The sequence below is a fragment of the Methylobacterium sp. J-048 genome (assembly GCF_022829515.1).
Lineage (GTDB): Bacteria > Pseudomonadota > Alphaproteobacteria > Rhizobiales > Beijerinckiaceae > Methylobacterium.
The window spans coordinates 62,100-77,704 of record NZ_JAKSYL010000223.1; the positions used below are offsets into that span (position 1 = coordinate 62,100).

General features: G+C 68.2%; 13 protein-coding genes. 5 read left to right on the forward strand and 8 right to left on the reverse strand.

Annotated elements, in window-relative coordinates; translation table 11 throughout:
- The first annotated feature begins 60 nt into the window (after window positions 1-60).
- Entirely contained in the window at window positions 61-1,659 is a 1,599-nt protein-coding gene (gene purH, locus MKL09_RS21720; RefSeq protein WP_244023600.1) for a bifunctional phosphoribosylaminoimidazolecarboxamide formyltransferase/IMP cyclohydrolase, read from the forward strand.
- Window positions 1,660-2,069: 410 nt separating this feature from the next.
- The gene (locus MKL09_RS21725; RefSeq protein ID WP_244023602.1) at window positions 2,070-2,324 is read left to right on the forward strand and encodes a hypothetical protein; all 255 of its coding nucleotides are present in this window, start codon (window positions 2,070-2,072) and stop codon (window positions 2,322-2,324) included.
- Here MKL09_RS21725 and MKL09_RS21730 read toward each other — a convergent pair.
- The 6 genes from MKL09_RS21730 to MKL09_RS21755 form a co-directional block, all read right to left on the reverse strand.
- The gene (locus tag MKL09_RS21730; protein WP_244023604.1) at window positions 2,316-2,456 is read right to left on the reverse strand and encodes a hypothetical protein; all 141 of its coding nucleotides are present in this window, start codon (window positions 2,454-2,456) and stop codon (window positions 2,316-2,318) included. The two genes, MKL09_RS21725 and MKL09_RS21730, sit on opposite strands and share 9 nt — an antisense overlap.
- A gap of 459 nt (window positions 2,457-2,915) precedes the next feature.
- Window positions 2,916-4,598 (reverse strand): MFS transporter, encoded by a 1,683-nt coding sequence (locus MKL09_RS21735; protein ID WP_409566960.1) that lies wholly within the window; start codon window positions 4,596-4,598, stop codon window positions 2,916-2,918.
- 231 nt (window positions 4,599-4,829) lie between these two features.
- Window positions 4,830-6,512 (reverse strand): cation acetate symporter, encoded by a 1,683-nt coding sequence (locus MKL09_RS21740; protein WP_244023605.1) that lies wholly within the window; start codon window positions 6,510-6,512, stop codon window positions 4,830-4,832.
- Window positions 6,509-6,883, reverse strand: a complete 375-nt coding sequence (locus MKL09_RS21745; RefSeq protein ID WP_244023607.1) for a DUF485 domain-containing protein — start codon at window positions 6,881-6,883, stop codon at window positions 6,509-6,511. Before MKL09_RS21745 ends, MKL09_RS21740 begins: the two co-directional genes overlap by 4 nt.
- 124 nt (window positions 6,884-7,007) lie before the next feature.
- The gene (acs, locus tag MKL09_RS21750; protein ID WP_244023609.1) at window positions 7,008-8,954 is read right to left on the reverse strand and encodes an acetate--CoA ligase; all 1,947 of its coding nucleotides are present in this window, start codon (window positions 8,952-8,954) and stop codon (window positions 7,008-7,010) included.
- Between the two features lie 269 nt (window positions 8,955-9,223).
- Window positions 9,224-11,884: a PAS domain-containing sensor histidine kinase gene (locus MKL09_RS21755; protein WP_244023611.1), complete on the reverse strand. Its 2,661-nt coding sequence runs from the start codon at window positions 11,882-11,884 to the stop codon at window positions 9,224-9,226.
- A gap of 221 nt (window positions 11,885-12,105) precedes the next feature.
- Between MKL09_RS21755 and MKL09_RS21760 the strand changes: the two genes are divergently transcribed.
- The 3 genes from MKL09_RS21760 (at window position 12,106) to MKL09_RS21770 (ending at window position 13,782) form a co-directional block, all read left to right on the forward strand.
- Window positions 12,106-12,594 carry a phasin gene (locus MKL09_RS21760; protein WP_244023612.1) on the forward strand — a complete coding sequence of 163 codons (489 nt, stop codon included), beginning with the start codon at window positions 12,106-12,108 and terminating at the stop codon, window positions 12,592-12,594.
- 190 nt (window positions 12,595-12,784) lie between these two features.
- Complete coding sequence (locus MKL09_RS21765; protein ID WP_244023614.1) at window positions 12,785-13,153, forward strand: hypothetical protein; 369 nt, start codon at window positions 12,785-12,787, stop codon at window positions 13,151-13,153.
- Between the two features lie 296 nt (window positions 13,154-13,449).
- On the forward strand, window positions 13,450-13,782 hold the full coding sequence (locus tag MKL09_RS21770; protein WP_244023616.1) for a Uma2 family endonuclease: 333 nt from the start codon (window positions 13,450-13,452) through the stop codon (window positions 13,780-13,782).
- 182 nt (window positions 13,783-13,964) lie between these two features.
- On the opposite strand, the gene MKL09_RS21775 is transcribed toward MKL09_RS21770, so the two are convergent.
- Entirely contained in the window at window positions 13,965-14,603 is a 639-nt protein-coding gene (locus MKL09_RS21775; RefSeq protein ID WP_244023618.1) for a L,D-transpeptidase, read from the reverse strand.
- A gap of 130 nt (window positions 14,604-14,733) precedes the next feature.
- Window positions 14,734-15,552 carry a transglutaminase-like domain-containing protein gene (locus tag MKL09_RS21780; protein WP_244023620.1) on the reverse strand — a complete coding sequence of 273 codons (819 nt, stop codon included), beginning with the start codon at window positions 15,550-15,552 and terminating at the stop codon, window positions 14,734-14,736.
- Between the last annotated feature and the right edge of the window lie 53 nt (window positions 15,553-15,605).

Below are 15,605 nucleotides of genomic sequence, written 5' to 3' on the forward strand. Positions count from 1 at the left end.
GGCCCCGCGCCCCGGTTCCATGCTACCGCGCGCCGAAATCTCAAGGTTCGGCAAGCAGCTATGGCGCACGATCAGGTGCGGGTCTCCCGCGCGCTTCTCTCGGTCTCGGACAAGACCGGCCTCGTCGCGTTCGCCGGGGCGCTGCACGCCCGCGGCATCGCGTTGGTCTCGACGGGGGGTACCCATCGCGCGCTCCAGGAGGCCGGCCTTCCGGTCACCGAGGTCGCCGACCTGACCGGCTTCCCCGAGATGATGGATGGGCGGGTGAAGACCCTGCACCCGGCGGTGCATGGCGGCCTGCTCGCGATCCGCGACAACCCCGAGCACCAGGCCGCGCTCGCCGCCCACGGCATCGGGGCGATCGACCTGCTGGTGGTGAACCTCTACCCGTTCGAGGCGACCATCGCGGCCAACAAGCCGGAGGCGGACTGCATCGAGAACATCGATGTCGGCGGCCCGGCGATGATTCGAGCGGCGGCCAAGAACCACGCCGACGTCGCCGTGGTCACCGACGTCTCGGATTACCCCGCGGTGCTCGCGGCCCTGGAACAGAACGACGGCGCCGTCGGCGGCGACCTGCGCCGGCAGCTCGCCCAGAAGGCGTTCGCCCGCACCGCCGCCTATGACGCCGCCATCGCCAACTGGATGGCGGTCCAGTTCGGCACCGAGGCGCCCGGCCGGTTCCGCGCCTTCGGGGGCACGCTGGCGCAGGGCCTGCGCTACGGCGAGAACCCGCACCAGGCGGCCGCCTTCTACCGGGCGCCGGGCAAGGTCCGGGCCGGGGTGGCGACCGCGCGCCAGCTTCAGGGCAAGGAGCTGTCCTACAACAACTTCAACGACACCGACGCCGCCTACGAATGCGTCGCCGAGTTCGACCCCAGCCGCGCCGCCGCAGTGGCGATCATCAAGCACGCCAATCCGTGCGGCGTGTCGGAGGGGGCGAGCCTGCTCGAGGCCTACGAGCGGGCGTTGGCCTGCGACCCGACCTCGGCCTTCGGCGGAATCGTCGCGCTCAACCGGACGCTGGACGTGGAGGCCGCGCGCCGGATCGTCGAGATCTTCACCGAGGTGATCATCGCGCCGGACGCGACGCCCGAGGCCATCGCCCTGGTGGGCGCCAAGAAGAACCTGCGCCTGCTGCTGGCGGGCAGCCTGCCCGACCCGCGGGCGCCCGGCGAGACCGTGCGCACCCTGTCCGGCGGCCTGCTGGTCCAGGGCCGCGACGCGATGGTGGTCGACGACATGCCGCTCAATGTGGTCACGAAGCGTGCGCCGAGCGCGGCCGAATCGGCCGATCTCCGCTTCGCCTACCGGGTCGCCAAGCACGTGAAGTCGAACGCCATCGTGTACGCCAAGGCCGGCGCCACCGTGGGGATCGGCGCCGGGCAGATGTCCCGGGTCGATTCCTCCCGCATCGCCGCCTGGAAGGCCGCCGAGGGCGCCAAGCGCCTCGGCCTCGCCGAAAGCCTGGCGGTCGGGTCGGTGGTCGCCTCGGACGCGTTCTTCCCCTTCGCGGACGGCCTGCTGGCCGCCGCCGAGGCGGGCGCCACGGCGGTGATCCAGCCGGGCGGCTCGATGCGCGACGCCGAGGTGATCGCGGCCGCCGACGAGGCGGGGCTGGCCATGGTGTTCACCGGGCATCGCCACTTCCGGCACTGACGGCGAAGCACTCGGGCCGTTCGGTCGGGGCGCGGCGCGGCGTTAACGCTCTGCGGAAAAACGCTCGCCCATGCGGGCGCCCGGACAGGTGTACCGGCCGCTCTGCGATCGATCTGTTATCGATCTATCGACTGCCGATCCGGCAGTCTTGCAGCGCCGATTTAACAAAACCAAATAATGGATAACTAAGAACACCGCACTTGAAGCGATTCGAGTCGGATCTGTGCAGGGCTTGATATTTTGACGCCTGCGCGGCATGAAAAATGTGCGGTTCGACGCAAGTTTGTCGTCGGGTCGCGCGATCTGTTCGTGGGTCGTATGGGCGGTGCCCGTGGCATGAGGCTTCGGAGCCCCTTTCGGGGATGTTGTTTTAGCGTCGTGCGCTGAACAACCTTGAGCCAGGTGACGCGATGTTACTCGCAGCAGTGCTGTTTGTGATCGGATTGTTGATCGGCTGGTTCTACACCATGCTGGTCATGATCGCGACGTCGTTCCTGGTCCTGGTCGGCGCGGTAATCCTGTTCGCGTTCGGCCCTGGGCTCGACATGCTCCATGCCTTGATCGTGCTGGGCTATCTCACCGCGCACCAGTCCGGATACCTGCTCGGCGCGTATTGCAGTGGGTGTTACGACGATAAACGCAACCGGCAGTCACCGTTACCATAACCAGATCGGGCCGCCGGCGACGGTGTAGATTGCAATCCAGACGGCAATCATCGTGACATTGGCGCCGATAACCAGAGATAGAGGCGGCTTGCTGCCGCTCTTGCGATGAAACTGCATCAAGGCATCGTTCACGTTTGATTTCCTGTCTGGGTGTAAATCGTTTCGAAGACGGTTGAGACCCGCTATCGGTTCCGCCAAAATTGATTTTTGATCGGCAACAAGAAGTTGTCGGGATACAACCTGTATGTCTGTATCGACCGACTTCGGCGCTGCCCGTACCATTGAACAAGAAATATTAATAGCCTTCGCGCGCCGGATTCGCGGGGGAATGTCAATCTTTGGCCGGCCATCGCTTCACGCTGACGCAGGATCGCCTTCGAGCGGGCAGAACAGCCGTATCCGCATTGGCGGGGGGCATGCGTGATGAAGCGCACCCGGGGCACGAATGCCCGGCGTGACGATTGCCGGCGCCGGATCCCGGCGCCGAATCCGGATCGCCTGTCCGCCCGTCTCCGCGCGTCACCCCGGAAATGGAAACACCCGGACCGCGCGGGCGGCCCGGGTGTCGTCGTGCGATCCGCCAGACGGCGTTCAGGTCTCGGCGAAGATGTCCCGATCCTTGGTCTCGGGCACGAAGATCAGCCCGATGATCACCGTCGCCACCGCGATCACGATCGGGTACCAGAGGCCGTAATAGATGTCGCCGGTCTGAGCCACCATCGCGAAGGCGGTGGCCGGGAGCAGCCCGCCGAACCAGCCGTTGCCGATATGGTAGGGCAGGGACATCGAGGTGTAGCGGATCCGGGTCGGGAACAGCTCCACCAGCATGGCGGCGATCGGGCCGTAGACCATCGTCACGAAGATGATGAGGACGAACAGGAGGCCGATCACCTGGGCGACCTGCGGCCGGAAGATGTCGAACGGGTTCGTCATCTTGACGATCTCGGCGTCGCCCGGCTTCGGGTAGCCCGCCGCCTGCAGCGCCGCGGTCACGGCCTTGTTGGCCTCGGGGGCGCCGCCCTGCGGATAGGCGATCGCGGTGTCGTTCACCCGGATTACCGTGGGCTGTCCGGGCGCGCCCGGCGCGGTGTCGTACTTCACCGAGGCTTTCGACAGGAAGTCGCGCGCGAGGTCGCAGGGCGCCGAGAACACCCGCGTTCCGACCGGGTTGAACAGGGTGCCGCAGGCCGCCGGATCGGCCGAGACGGTGACCTTCACGGTCTCGATCGCGGCCTGGAGCTTCGGGTTGGCGGTCGCGGTGATGCCCTTGAAGATCGGGAAGAACGTCGCCGCCGCGATGGCGCAGCCCGCCAGGATGATGACCTTGCGGCCGATCTTGTCCGACAGCCAGCCGAACAGCACGAACAGGCCGGTGCCGAGCAGCAGCGACCATGCGATCAGCAGGTTGGCGGTGTAGCCGTCGACCTTGAGGATCGATTGCAGGAAGAACAGCGCGTAGAACTGGCCCGTGTACCAGACCACCCCCTGGCCGGCGACGAGGCCGAACAGGGCGATCACCGCGAACTTGGCGTTCTTCCATTCACCGAACGCCTCGGTGAGCGGCGCCTTCGAGGTCTTCCCCTCGTCCTTCATCTTCTGGAAGGCCGGGGATTCGGAGAGCTGGAGGCGGATCCACACGGAGACGCCGAGGAGCAGCACCGAGACCAGGAACGGGATCCGCCAGCCCCACTCGGCGAAGGCCGCCTCGCCGGTGAAGGTCCGGGTCGCGAGGATCACCAGCAGCGACAGGAACAGGCCCAGCGTCGCCGTTGTCTGGATCCAGCTCGTGTAGAAGCCGCGCCGGCCGTTGGGGGCGTGCTCGGCCACGTAGGTCGCCGCGCCGCCATACTCGCCGCCGAGCGCCAGACCCTGAGCCAAGCGCAGGACGATGAGGATGATCGGTGCCGCGATCCCGATCGTGGCCGCGTTGGGCAGCACGCCGACGATGAAGGTCGAGAGGCCCATGATCAGGATCGTGACCAGGAAGGTATATTTGCGCCCGACCAGGTCGCCGATCCGCCCGAACACCAGGGCGCCGAACGGCCTCACGATAAAGCCTGCCGCGAAGGCGAGCAGCGCGAAGATGTCCCGGGTCGCCGGTGGGTAGGCGGAGAAGAACTGGGCGCCGATGATCGCCGCGAGCGAGCCGTAGAGGTAGAAATCGTACCACTCGAACACGGTGCCGAGCGAGGAGGCGAAGATCACCCGCTTCTCGGCCGAACTCATCGGCCTCGCGGCGTCCCCCGCCCGCGGGATCGCAGTTGCCACAGCCATGAACCGGTCCCTCCCAGACGACGCATGCGCGGCCGAGGGCGTCGACCGTCGTCCCTCGGATTGCGGGCCCTGCAGGACACGCGGATCAGGTATGCGTGACCGCAGGAATTGGGCGGGTCAATCGACAATGCGCGCGGGACCACCGTCATCAACATGGCAGCCTGCCGATCCTGAAACGACGAAGGGCGCGGCTCGCGCCGCGCCCCCCGGGTCTCGCAGTCCGCCTCGGACTCAGTGGGCGTGCGCGCCCACCGCGCCGATGCCGGTCTCGGAGCGCACGAACTGCGCCTCGAAGGCGGCGCGCTCGCGTTGCGCCCGGCGCGAGTTGTCGAGGCTCGACACGGCCCAGATCGTCACGAAAGCCAGCGGCATCGAGAACAGAGCCGGGTTGTCGTAGGGGAAGATCGCCGCGGCATTGCCGAACGTCACCACCCAGACGGCCTTCGAGAGCACCACCATCCCGACCGCCGAGATCAGCCCGACCAGGCCGCCCGCGAGCGCCCCCCAGGTGGTCGTGCCGCGCCAGAGGATCGACATGGCCAGCACCGGGAAGTTGCAGCTCGCCGCCACCGCGAAGGCCAGGCCGACCATGAAGGCGACGTTCTGGTTCTCGAACACGTACCCGAGATAGATCGCCACGATCCCGATCACCACCGCCGAGATCTTCGACAGGTTGACCTCGTGCTTCTCGGTGGTGCGCCCGCGGGCGATCACCTGGGCGTAGAGGTCGTGGCTGACCGCGGAGGCGCCGGCCAGCGTCAGGCCGGCCACCACCGCCAGGATGGTCGCAAAGGCCACCGCCGAGATGAATCCGAGGAAGTACGGGCCACCGACCGCGTTGGCGAGATTGACGGCGACCATGTTGGTGCCGCCGATCATGTCCTTCAGCTTGTCGAAGGTGCCGGCCGCGCCGAGCTTGAAGTAGCTCGGATCCGACATCAGCAGGGCGATGCCGCCGAAGCCGATGATGAAGGTCAGGATGTAGAAGTAGCCGATCAGGCCGGTGGCGTAGAACACCGACTTGCGCGCGGCTTGCGCATCCGAGACCGTGAAGAACCGCATCAGGATATGCGGCAGGCCGGCGGTGCCGAACATCAGGCCGACGCCGAGCGAGATCGCCTCGATCGGGTTCGAGACCAGGCCGCCGGGGGCCATGATGGCGTCGCCCTTCGGGTGGACCTGCACCGAGGCAGCGAACAGGGCCTCCGGGTTGAAGCCGTACTTGAACAGCACCGCGCCGGCCATGAAGGTCGCGCCGCCCAGGAGCAGGCAGGCCTTGATCACCTGGACCCAGGTGGTCGCCTTCATGCCACCGAAGGCGACGTAGACGATCATCAGCACGCCGACGATGATCACCGCGTAGAGGTAGGGCAGGCCGAACAGCAGCTGGATCAGCTTACCGGCGCCGACCATCTGGGCGATCAGGTAGAACGCCACCACCACCAGGGTGCCCACCGCCGAGATGATGCGGATCGAGGTCTGGTCCAGGCGGAAGCTCGCCACGTCCGCGAAGGTGAACTTGCCGAGGTTGCGCAGGCGCTCGGCGATCAGGAACAGCACGATCGGCCAGCCGACCAGGAACCCCGTCGAGTAGATCAGGCCGTCGAAGCCCGAGGTGTAGACCAGGCCGGAGATGCCGAGGAACGAGGCTGCCGACATGTAGTCGCCGGCGATCGCCAGGGCGTTGGTTCCGGCCGAGATGCCGCCGCCCGCGGCGTAAAAGTCGGCGGCCGACTTGGTGCCCTTGGCGGCCTTGTAGGTGATTCCAAGCGTCATCAGCACGAAGAACAGGAACATGCCGATGGCCGGCCAGTTCGTGGCCGATTGCGTGACGGCGCCGAGGTCGGGGCCGGCGGCATAGGCCGCGCAAGCCGTGATCGTGGCCAGCGTCAGGCCGAGGAGGATGCGGTTCATTGGCCGACGCTCCGCTTCAGGGCGGCGCTCAGCGCGTCGAAGCGGGTGTTGGCCCGGGCCACGTAGATGCCGGTGAGCGCGAAGGCGAACAGGATCACGAACACGCCCAGGAACAGCCCGAGCGAGGCGGTGCCGCCGCCGACCTTCACGGCCATGAGCGACTTGTCGAAGGCGATCAGGCCGATAAAGCCGAAATAGACCACCAGCATCAGGATCGTCAGGATCACGCCGAACCGGGTGCGCTCGGCGACGAGCTGCTGGAATTCCGGGGTCCGGACGATCCGGTCGATCTGCGGATCGACCGCCGCGGCAGCGTTGCGGGATGGTGGGGGTGCCGTGCCCCCGCGAAGGCCGAGTGTCGAGCTGCTCATGGCGTGTTCCTCCCGCGAAGGCGCTCCGGCCTTCCGGTTGTTCGTGAGACCGAGTTGCGTGGTTCTTGTTGGGGGCGGGCGCCGGATCGGCACCCGCCTCGTTGTTTCTGCGCGGTCAAACCGATCAGGGCCGGTTCTGCCGGTTCTCGATCAGGTCGTCGACTACGGCCGGCTCGGCCAGCGTCGAGGTGTCGCCGAGCGAGCCGAAATCGTCCTCGGCGATCTTGCGCAGGATCCGGCGCATGATCTTGCCGGAGCGGGTCTTGGGCAGGCCGGGGGCGAACTGGATCAGGTCCGGCGAGGCGATCGGCCCGATATCCTTGCGGACCCAGGTCACGAGCTCCTTGCGCAGGGCGTCGTCGCCTTCCTCACCGTCGTTGAGGGTGACGTAGGCGTAGATGCCCTGGCCCTTGACGTTGTGCGGGTAGCCGACCACCGCCGCCTCGGCGACCTTCGGGTGGGCGACCAGGGAGGATTCGACCTCCGCGGTGCCCATCCGGTGCCCCGAGACGTTGATCACGTCGTCGACCCGGCCGGTGATCCAGTAATAGCCGTCCGCGTCGCGGCGGGCGCCGTCGCCGGTGAAGTACTTGCCCGGATAGGTCGAGAAATAGGTCTGCTCGAACCGCTCGTGGTCGCCGTAGACCGTGCGCATCTGGCCCGGCCAGGAATCGGCGATGCACAGGTTGCCCTCGCAGGGACCCTGCAGGACCTTGCCCTCGGCATCGACCATCTCGGGCTTCACGCCGAAGAACGGCCGGGTCGCCGAGCCGGGCTTCAGGGCGGTGGCGCCCGGGAGCGGGGTGATCAGGATGCCGCCGGTCTCGGTCTGCCACCACGTGTCGACGATCGAGCAGCGGCCCTCGCCGACGACGTTGTAGTACCATTCCCAGGCTTCCGGGTTGATCGGCTCACCCACCGAGCCGAGCACCCGCAGCGATTGGCGCGAGGTCTTCTTCACTGGCCCCTCGCCGCCGCCCATCAGCGAGCGGATCGCGGTCGGAGCCGTGTAGAAGATGTTGACCTTGTGCTTGTCGACCACGTCCCAGAACCGCGAGGTCGACGGGTAGGTCGGGATGCCCTCGAACATCAGCGTGGTCGCGCCGTTGGCGAGCGGGCCGTAGACGATGTAGCTGTGGCCCGTGACCCAGCCGACATCGGCCGTGCACCAGTACACGTCGCCCTCGCGGTAATCGAAGACGTACTGGTGGGTCATCGAGGCGTAGACCAGGTAGCCGCCAGTCGTGTGCACCACGCCCTTCGGCTGGCCGGTGGAGCCCGAGGTGTAGAGGATGAACAGCGGGTGCTCGGCCTCCACCGGCTCGGCGGGGCACTCGTCGGTCACCTGCTCGGCGGCCTCGTCGTAATAGACGTCGCGGCCGGCCTCCATGGCGACGTTGCCGCCGGTGCGGCGCACGACGATGACGTGGTCGACGAGATCATTCCCCAGGCGCTTGATCGCCTCGTCGACATTGGCCTTCAGCGGCACCTTGCGGCCGCCGCGTAGGCCCTCGTCGGCGGTGATCACCACCTTGGACGTGCAGCCCTGGATGCGCGAGGCAAGGGAATCCGGCGAGAAGCCGCCGAACACGATGGCGTGGATCGCGCCGAGCCGGGCGCAGGCCAGCATCGCGTAGGCCGCTTCCGGGATCATCGGCATGTAGAGCGTGACGCGGTCGCCCTTGCCGACGCCGCGGTTGCGCAGGACGTTGGCCATCCGGCAGACCTGCGCGTGCAGTTCCCGGTAGGTGATGTGCTTGGCTTCGTCCGGGTTGTCGCCTTCCCAGATGATCGCGGTCTGGTCGCCGCGGGTCTCCAGGTGCCGGTCGATGCAATTGTAGGCGACGTTGGTCTTGCCGTCCTCGAACCACTTGATCGAGACCTTGCCGGGCTCGAAGCTGATGTTCTTGACCTTGGTGAACGGCGTCATCCAGTCGATGCGCTTGCCGTGCTCACCCCAGAAGGCATCGGGATCGGTGACCGACGCCTCGTAGAGCGAACGATACTGGGCGTCGTCGACGTGAGCACCCTCACGCCACGCAGCCTGAACTTCAACGACCTTGCCTTCCATGGCATTCCATCCCTGTTTGGTGCCCGATCGTATCGCGGCATCGGCCGCGCAGCCAGGACTTCCAAAGTAACGTAGCCTACATCGTGCGACGACGATATCGTCGCCGGCCCGCTCAAGCCGGGTCCTAGGATCCGGAACTCAATTGGGCGCAATGTAAGGCTTGATTGAAGCCGGCCCGAAGCGCTGTCAAGCGGAGCGCGGCGGCCGAACCGTCAGTGGCGGCCGGGTGTTTCCGAATACTTGTACGTCGGGTCGGTCGCGCCCTGGTTTCACCCGTTCGCGGCGCGGCGCGTCGGCATGATGATCTCCACCAGCGTGCCGTCCTCCGGGCGCGCCGACAGCTGGAGGCGCCCGCCATTGGCTTCCACCAGCGCGCGGGGTAGGGCGAGCCCGTCCTCGACATCGCCCGCCGGCTCGGACGCGGCCTGGGTCACCCCGGCGCCGGTATCCCGAACCCGCAGCGCCACCCCGGCGCTCTCGGTCGAGCCGGTCGAGACGATGACCTGGCCGCCGGCCGCGGAACGCCGGATCGCGTGCTCGATGACCAGACACGCCGCACGGCTCACCGAGCGCTCGTCGGCCTCGAGGTCGTCGAGACCGGTGGAGAAGCTCGTGCGGACCACGATCCGGCCCCGGGCGGCCTCGCCCTGCAGCCGGGCGACGCAACCCGCGACCACGTCGTTGAGCGCGATCCGGCGCGGGTCGAGCCGCAGGGCGCCGGCCTCGACGGTGGCGAGGTCCAGGAGTTGGCCGACGCGGTCCAGCATCAGCGCGCCCGATGTCCTGATCTGGGCGAGGCAGCCGCGATAGCGCACGTCCCCCAGGGGGCCGAACGGCTCCTTCAGCATCGCGTCGGCCAACTCGACCATGCCGTTGAGCGGACCCCGGAAGGCGCGGTCCAGGCGTGCGAGGGCGCCGTCCTGGCCGGCCCCGGAGGCGGGGGCCGGAATCACCTCGGCGGTCCGCGCGGTTTCGGCCGGCGCTGTGTTCAGCACGGCGACGCGGCGTCCGTCCTCCCGGGCCGGCGAGACGCCCATGGTCACGGCACGGCCGGCCACCGAGACCGGGCGGGGCTCCTTGGCCGCGCCGCGCAGGATGTCGGCCACCGCCAGCACGCAGTCCCGATCGAACAGGGCGACGAAGCGGCCGCCGACGATCTCCCGGGGATCGCACCCGAACAGCTCCGCGGCCGCCCGGTTCAACGCCACGATCCGTCCGGCGCCGTCGAGGGTCAGCACGCCGGCTTCGAGCGCGTCGAGGGCCGCTTCGGCCGCTTCCGTCCGCTCGGCCTGCGCCGCGCGGGCCAGGCGCTCGGCGGTGAGCGCACTCGCCGGGTCGGCATCTTCGAGGGGGCGGAGGACCAAGCAGGCGGCCGGCTGACCCGCCCAGATGCAGGGGCCGCCCAGCACCTCGACCGCCCGGGCGCTGCCGTCGGCGGTCTCGATCGCCGTCCGGCGCGTGGCGTGTTCGGGGCCGGCTGGCTGAGGCAGGCCGCGGAACAGCCGGTCGAGCCCGGCCTGGGTCAGCGCCGGAACGTCGGCGTAGCCAGTCGCATCGAGCAGGGCCTGATTCGCCGCCAGGATCGCGCCGTCGCGATGCACCAGCGTCGGCAGCGGCAGACCGGCCAGGAATTCGGCGTCCCGCGACGCGTTGGTGACCGGGGCATCGCGGGTCTCCGCGCTGCCGGCCTGCGTGCCGGGGAACGCCATGACCGCGCCGCCCGCGCGTGGTGCCGGCGCCTCGGTGGTCGCCTCGTCGCCGGCATAGCGGGCCCCGAGCGCCCGGGCGATCTCCCGGAACGCGGCATGCTCGTCGGTCGATAGCGATGGCTGTTCGACGCGTCGTGCGGCCGGAGGCTCCGGCTCCGCCGGCTCATGCGGCGGGCGCTCGACGAAGGCGGTTGCGGGCTGCGGCTCGGCTTGGGTCGAGGCGGTCGAAGCCGGGGTCTCGGCCGACATTGGCGCCGCGGCGGCCGCCTGTTCGACGCTTGCGCGTCCCGGCTCGGTTGGCCCCGGAGCGGGCAAGGCCGAGGCGACGGGCGCCTGCATGGGCTCGCGCGATGGCACGGGCTCGTGCGATTCCTCGGGAGCTGCGGCCGGTTCGATCGGGGGGGGCGCCTCCGTCGGGACCGGCGGCGCCGGCACGCTGCGCACCAGCCCGAAGCCGCCGAACCCGGAAAACGCTGCATCCCCCCGCCCCAGCGGCGCGCCGGACAGTTCCACCTGGAACGGGCCATCGCCGAGGTCGAGGCGGGCGGGCTCGGCCCGGAATGTGCCCCGGTCGCGCAAGGCCGCGAACATGCCGTCGGCGCCGGTGATTCGGCCGGTCTCGGCGAGGTCCTGCCAGCGCTGGCCGATGAGGCCGGCGAGACCCTCGGAACCGGTCAGCGTGGTCAGCGTGCCGGAGGCATCGCTGCGCCACAGGAAGCGATCACCCGTGTTCAGGGCCGGGATTGCCACCGGTGTGGCGGCGGGCGTCGATTCGGGCGCCGGTGCCTCAACCTGCGGAGCTGCCGGAGCGGTCGGCCGCGGGCGTGGCAGCTTTACCGGGGCCGTCGGGATCACGAGGACAGCGGGCCGGCCGTCGTCGCGGGTCCCGCCGATCACTTGGCACAGCGCGGGCGGGACAATCCGTCTGGCGTCGAGCGAGAGGCGGGCGAGCCGGGGCGCGGTGTCGTTCGGATTGGCCCAGGCGACCTGACGGGCCAGGGAAGCCGTGTCGACGCCTGCGAGCGCCTGCCCCGCCCGGGAGGCGAGCAGGACCCGCCCGTCAGCGGGATCGATCACGACATAGAACGCGTCCGGGTCGGCCAGGGCGGCCGCGAGGCCCGGCAGGCGCGCCCAGCCCGCGAAGGCCGCGGCCAAAGCGACCTCCGCCGGCCCGATGGTCGATGTCTGTGTCGTCTGCAAAGCCCGCGACCTCGAACCCACGCCCGATTCCTCGTCCCCGGCCCGCTTTGCCCGAGAAACACGCGCAACCGTACCCCTATTGTAAAGGCAGCTGCGTTGCGACGCTGGACTCTTGCGCCGACCGTCACACGTTTACGTCATGTCAACCTTAATGAACGCGGCGCGGGTGGCATATGGCGGCGAATCAGTTATTGTGCAGTGCACAAGGCGCCATCAACAGCCGAATATATGAGGAGACGAGCATGAGCACCCCCCCGAACTACGAAGTCCCGACCGAGATGCGTGACTTCGCCGAGAAGAGCGTCGAGCAGGCCCGGAAGGCGTTCGACAGCTTCATCGGAGCCGCCCGCCGGACCGCCGACACCGTCCAGGGGTCTGCCGAAGTCGCCCGCACCAACGCGCAGGACGTCTCCTCCCGCGGCTTCGAATACGCCGAGCAGAACGTGAACGCCGCGTTCGACCTGGCGCAGAAGCTCGTCCGCTCGCGTGACGTGCAGGAGGCGATGCAGCACCAGGCCGAGTTCGTGCGCAGCCAGTTCGCCGCCATCCAGGCGCAGGCCAAGGAGTTCAGCGGCATCGCCCAGAGCGCGATGCAGCAGGGCGCCGAGCGTGCCAAGACGGTCATGCAGCAGAGCGCCGAGGAGACCCGCAAGGCGATGGAGCAGGGCCAGGATGCCGTCCGGCAGGCGGGCCATAACGTCCAAGACGCCGCCGATCGCTCGACGCACTAAGCGTCACTTCATAGATCAAACCAGCGGCCCGCTTCCGGTCTCCGGAGGCGGGCCGTCTCGTTTTCGCCGGTATTGGCATCGAGAGCCGTCCGCGATGATGCGCGTTCGCCGAGCCCGAACCGGTCCCCATTTCGGCGGCGAGCGCGCCAGAGCGGGCATCATGAGCCTGCATCGCGCGAAAGGGTCAGGCATGCGCCTCCATACACACGGCCGAACCGGGTTGCGAGCCTCGTTCCGGCTCACCGTCGCCGCGCTGGCGCTCGCCGCCGTGCTTCCCGCCTCGACCGCGTGGGCCCAGTATGGTGGAGGCGGCTATGGCGGGCCGCCGCCCGGCTACGAGGATCCGGGTTACGAGCGCGGCTACCGCCCGGCGCCGCGCCGCCGGGAGAGCCAGCCGGTCGGCCTCAATTGCGATGCCGTCCAGCAGGGCCTGACCGGGCCGAAGCCGTTTTCCTGTCCGCTGCCGGGCCCGCGCCCGCTCGGCGTGCGTTGCTTCTGCGACCTCCCGATCGCCTCGTTCAGCCCGCCGCAGACCGCGGTCGGTCGCGTGGTGCCCTGACGGGCGCAGGTTTTCGGACTTGACGAGACCGAGCCGCTCAGCCGGCCGATGACCGGATCGGGTCTAGGATCTTCTGAGAGGCGACCGAAGCATCGGTTCAAGCGTGAGGATGCGCTGTCTTGATCCCGCTGGGGGGATGAGGATTGCGGCTTGCCTCGCGCTTCCGGCACGGCCGATGAGGTCCGTGCGGGCCTCTCCGTCGCTTGACGGTGAAGACGGCCTGATATCCAGTCCGCCGGACGCGGCCCTATGGGCTTTCCGGCCGATGATGTAGCCCTATCGCGATGGAGGGCTTCATGGCCGACGCGGCCCACCAGCATATTGTCGTCCGGTGCGGCCCTCGGCAGAACCAGACCTGCCTGACCGATCCTCTCGTGTTGGTGGAGGTGCTAACGCCCCCGACCATGGATTACGACAGGGGCGGGAAGCTCAAGTTCTACAAGTCCCTGCCGACGCTCCGTCACATTGCCCTGGTCTACCAGGACCAGACGCGCGTCGAACACTACGAACGAACGGACGAGGGGTGGCGCCGCGATGTCCTGACCGGGCCGGACCACGGCCTCCGGTTCGATGCGGTCGGTTTCGAGATCGACCTCGACCGAATCTACTTCGATGTCCCCGTTGTTTGACATGCGGCGGGCCGCGGAAGGCCGTAGAGCAGCCCTTATAGAATAAGCCGCCAGATCACGAACGTGACTTGGCGGCTTTTTGTCTTCCGGTCTTGCCTAACTTCCGAATTTCAAACCTCACCCCAAGCCTCACCTGAGAATGAGGGGTCGATTTGGAGATTAGGCAAAGTGTCTCGGTGCGATCAGTTCAGCACGACCACCTTCGCACCGACCTTCACCCGCTCGTAGAGGTCGGTGACGTCGTCGTTGGTCATGCGGATGCAGCCCGAGGAGACCGCCTGACCGATCGTGTCCGGCTCGTTCGAGCCGTGGATGCGGTACTCGGTGCTGCCGATATACATGGCACGGGCGCCGAGCGGGTTCTCGATGCCGCCGGCCATGTAGCGCGGCAGGTCGGGACGGCGGGCGATCATGGCCTTCGGGGGCGTCCAGGACGGCCACTCGCGCTTGGCGGTGATCGTGTTGCTGCCGCTCCAGCTGAAGCCCGGCCGGCCGACGCCGACGCCGTAGCGGATCGCCTCGCCGTTGCCCGTCACGAAGTACAGGCGGCGCTCGGCGGTGGAGACCACGATCGTGCCCGGCGCGTAGGGAGCGTTGAACGCCACGATCTCGCGGGGGATCGGCTGGACCTGGGCCTGCGGCGCGTCCTGCACACCCTGGCCGAAGCCCGGGGTGCCCTGGTAGCCGTACTGACCCGGATCCGAGTAATACTCCTCGGCGCCGTTGGCGCCGAAGGGATCGTAGGCCGGAGCTGCCAGCGCCGGGGCGGCAAGAACAGTTGCGGCGAGGAACGCCGCGAGCGCGGTGGCCGAGGTCTTCATGGGGTGCCTGCCTGTGCGATAACCTTTGCCATTACAAGCGTGAGCATAGGTTGGCAGTTCCACGCGCCGAAGAAGATTTTGCTTGACGTCGGAATACGTAAGGCGGTTCGCCCGTGCCGGTCTCCGACTGTCAAGCAACCTCGTCGGTATGGACGTCGAAGCGCGCCAGGTGGGCGTAGCCGAAATTGGTCGAGATCGCGCAATCGGTGGCGTCGCGCCCGCGGGCCATGACGATGCGGCCGATCCGCTGGCGGTTGTGCCGGGCGTCGAACGTGTACCAGCGCGGGCCGTTCGGACCGTCCAGGTAGACCTCGAACCAGGCCGAGAAATCCATCGGCGCGGGATCGACCGGTACGCCGATATCGCCGAGATAGCCGGTGGCGTAGCGGGCCGGGAAGTTCATGCACCGGCAGAACGCGATGGCGAGATGGGCGAAATCCCGGCAGACGCCCTCGCGCTGCATGAAGCCGTCATGGGCGGTCCGGGTGGCGTCGGCGCGCTGGTAGTCGAAGCGGATGCGCTCATGCGTGTAGGCGACGATCGCCTGGACCCGCGCCCAACCCTCCGGCGCGTTGCCGAACAGCGACCAGGCGGTCTGCGCCAGCTTGTCGGTGTCGCAGTAGCGCGAGCCGAGCAGGTAGACCATCACCTCGTCCGGCAGGTCCTGGACCGGGATCTGCCGGGCATCGGGGGCGACCTCGTCGAGCAGGCCGGAATCCAGGATCGTGAAGTCGGCCGAGATCGTCAGCAGGCCCGGCGGCGCGAGGATGCGGTGGCAAACGTTGCCGAACACGTCCTGATACTCGCGGGCCGGGATCCACGGATCGAAATTGATCACCTGCTGGGTGAGCAGGTCCGGCATCCGCGACGGGTGGACGCTCAGCATCAGGATCATGGGCGTCGGCTGGGTGAGGCTGAAGGCGATATCGTAACCGGTCCTGATCTTCATCGCGGCCACCTGTGTCCTCATGCCCCGGCGGGTCGCCCCGCATGTTCGGTCCG

Coding starts and splice junctions, on each gene's coding strand:
- purH (WP_244023600.1), top strand. CDS start 61: ATGGCGCACGATCAGGTGCGGGTCTCCCGCGCGCTTCTCTCGGTCTCG.
- MKL09_RS21775 (WP_244023618.1), bottom strand. CDS start 14,603: ATGAAGACCTCGGCCACCGCGCTCGCGGCGTTCCTCGCCGCAACTGTT.
- acs (WP_244023609.1), bottom strand. CDS start 8,954: ATGGAAGGCAAGGTCGTTGAAGTTCAGGCTGCGTGGCGTGAGGGTGCT.
- MKL09_RS21740 (WP_244023605.1), bottom strand. CDS start 6,512: ATGAACCGCATCCTCCTCGGCCTGACGCTGGCCACGATCACGGCTTGC.
- MKL09_RS21745 (WP_244023607.1), bottom strand. CDS start 6,883: ATGAGCAGCTCGACACTCGGCCTTCGCGGGGGCACGGCACCCCCACCA.
- MKL09_RS21765 (WP_244023614.1), top strand. CDS start 12,785: ATGCGCCTCCATACACACGGCCGAACCGGGTTGCGAGCCTCGTTCCGG.
- MKL09_RS21735 (WP_409566960.1), bottom strand. CDS start 4,598: ATGGCTGTGGCAACTGCGATCCCGCGGGCGGGGGACGCCGCGAGGCCG.
- MKL09_RS21760 (WP_244023612.1), top strand. CDS start 12,106: ATGAGCACCCCCCCGAACTACGAAGTCCCGACCGAGATGCGTGACTTC.
- MKL09_RS21725 (WP_244023602.1), top strand. CDS start 2,070: ATGTTACTCGCAGCAGTGCTGTTTGTGATCGGATTGTTGATCGGCTGG.
- MKL09_RS21770 (WP_244023616.1), top strand. CDS start 13,450: ATGGCCGACGCGGCCCACCAGCATATTGTCGTCCGGTGCGGCCCTCGG.
- MKL09_RS21780 (WP_244023620.1), bottom strand. CDS start 15,552: ATGAAGATCAGGACCGGTTACGATATCGCCTTCAGCCTCACCCAGCCG.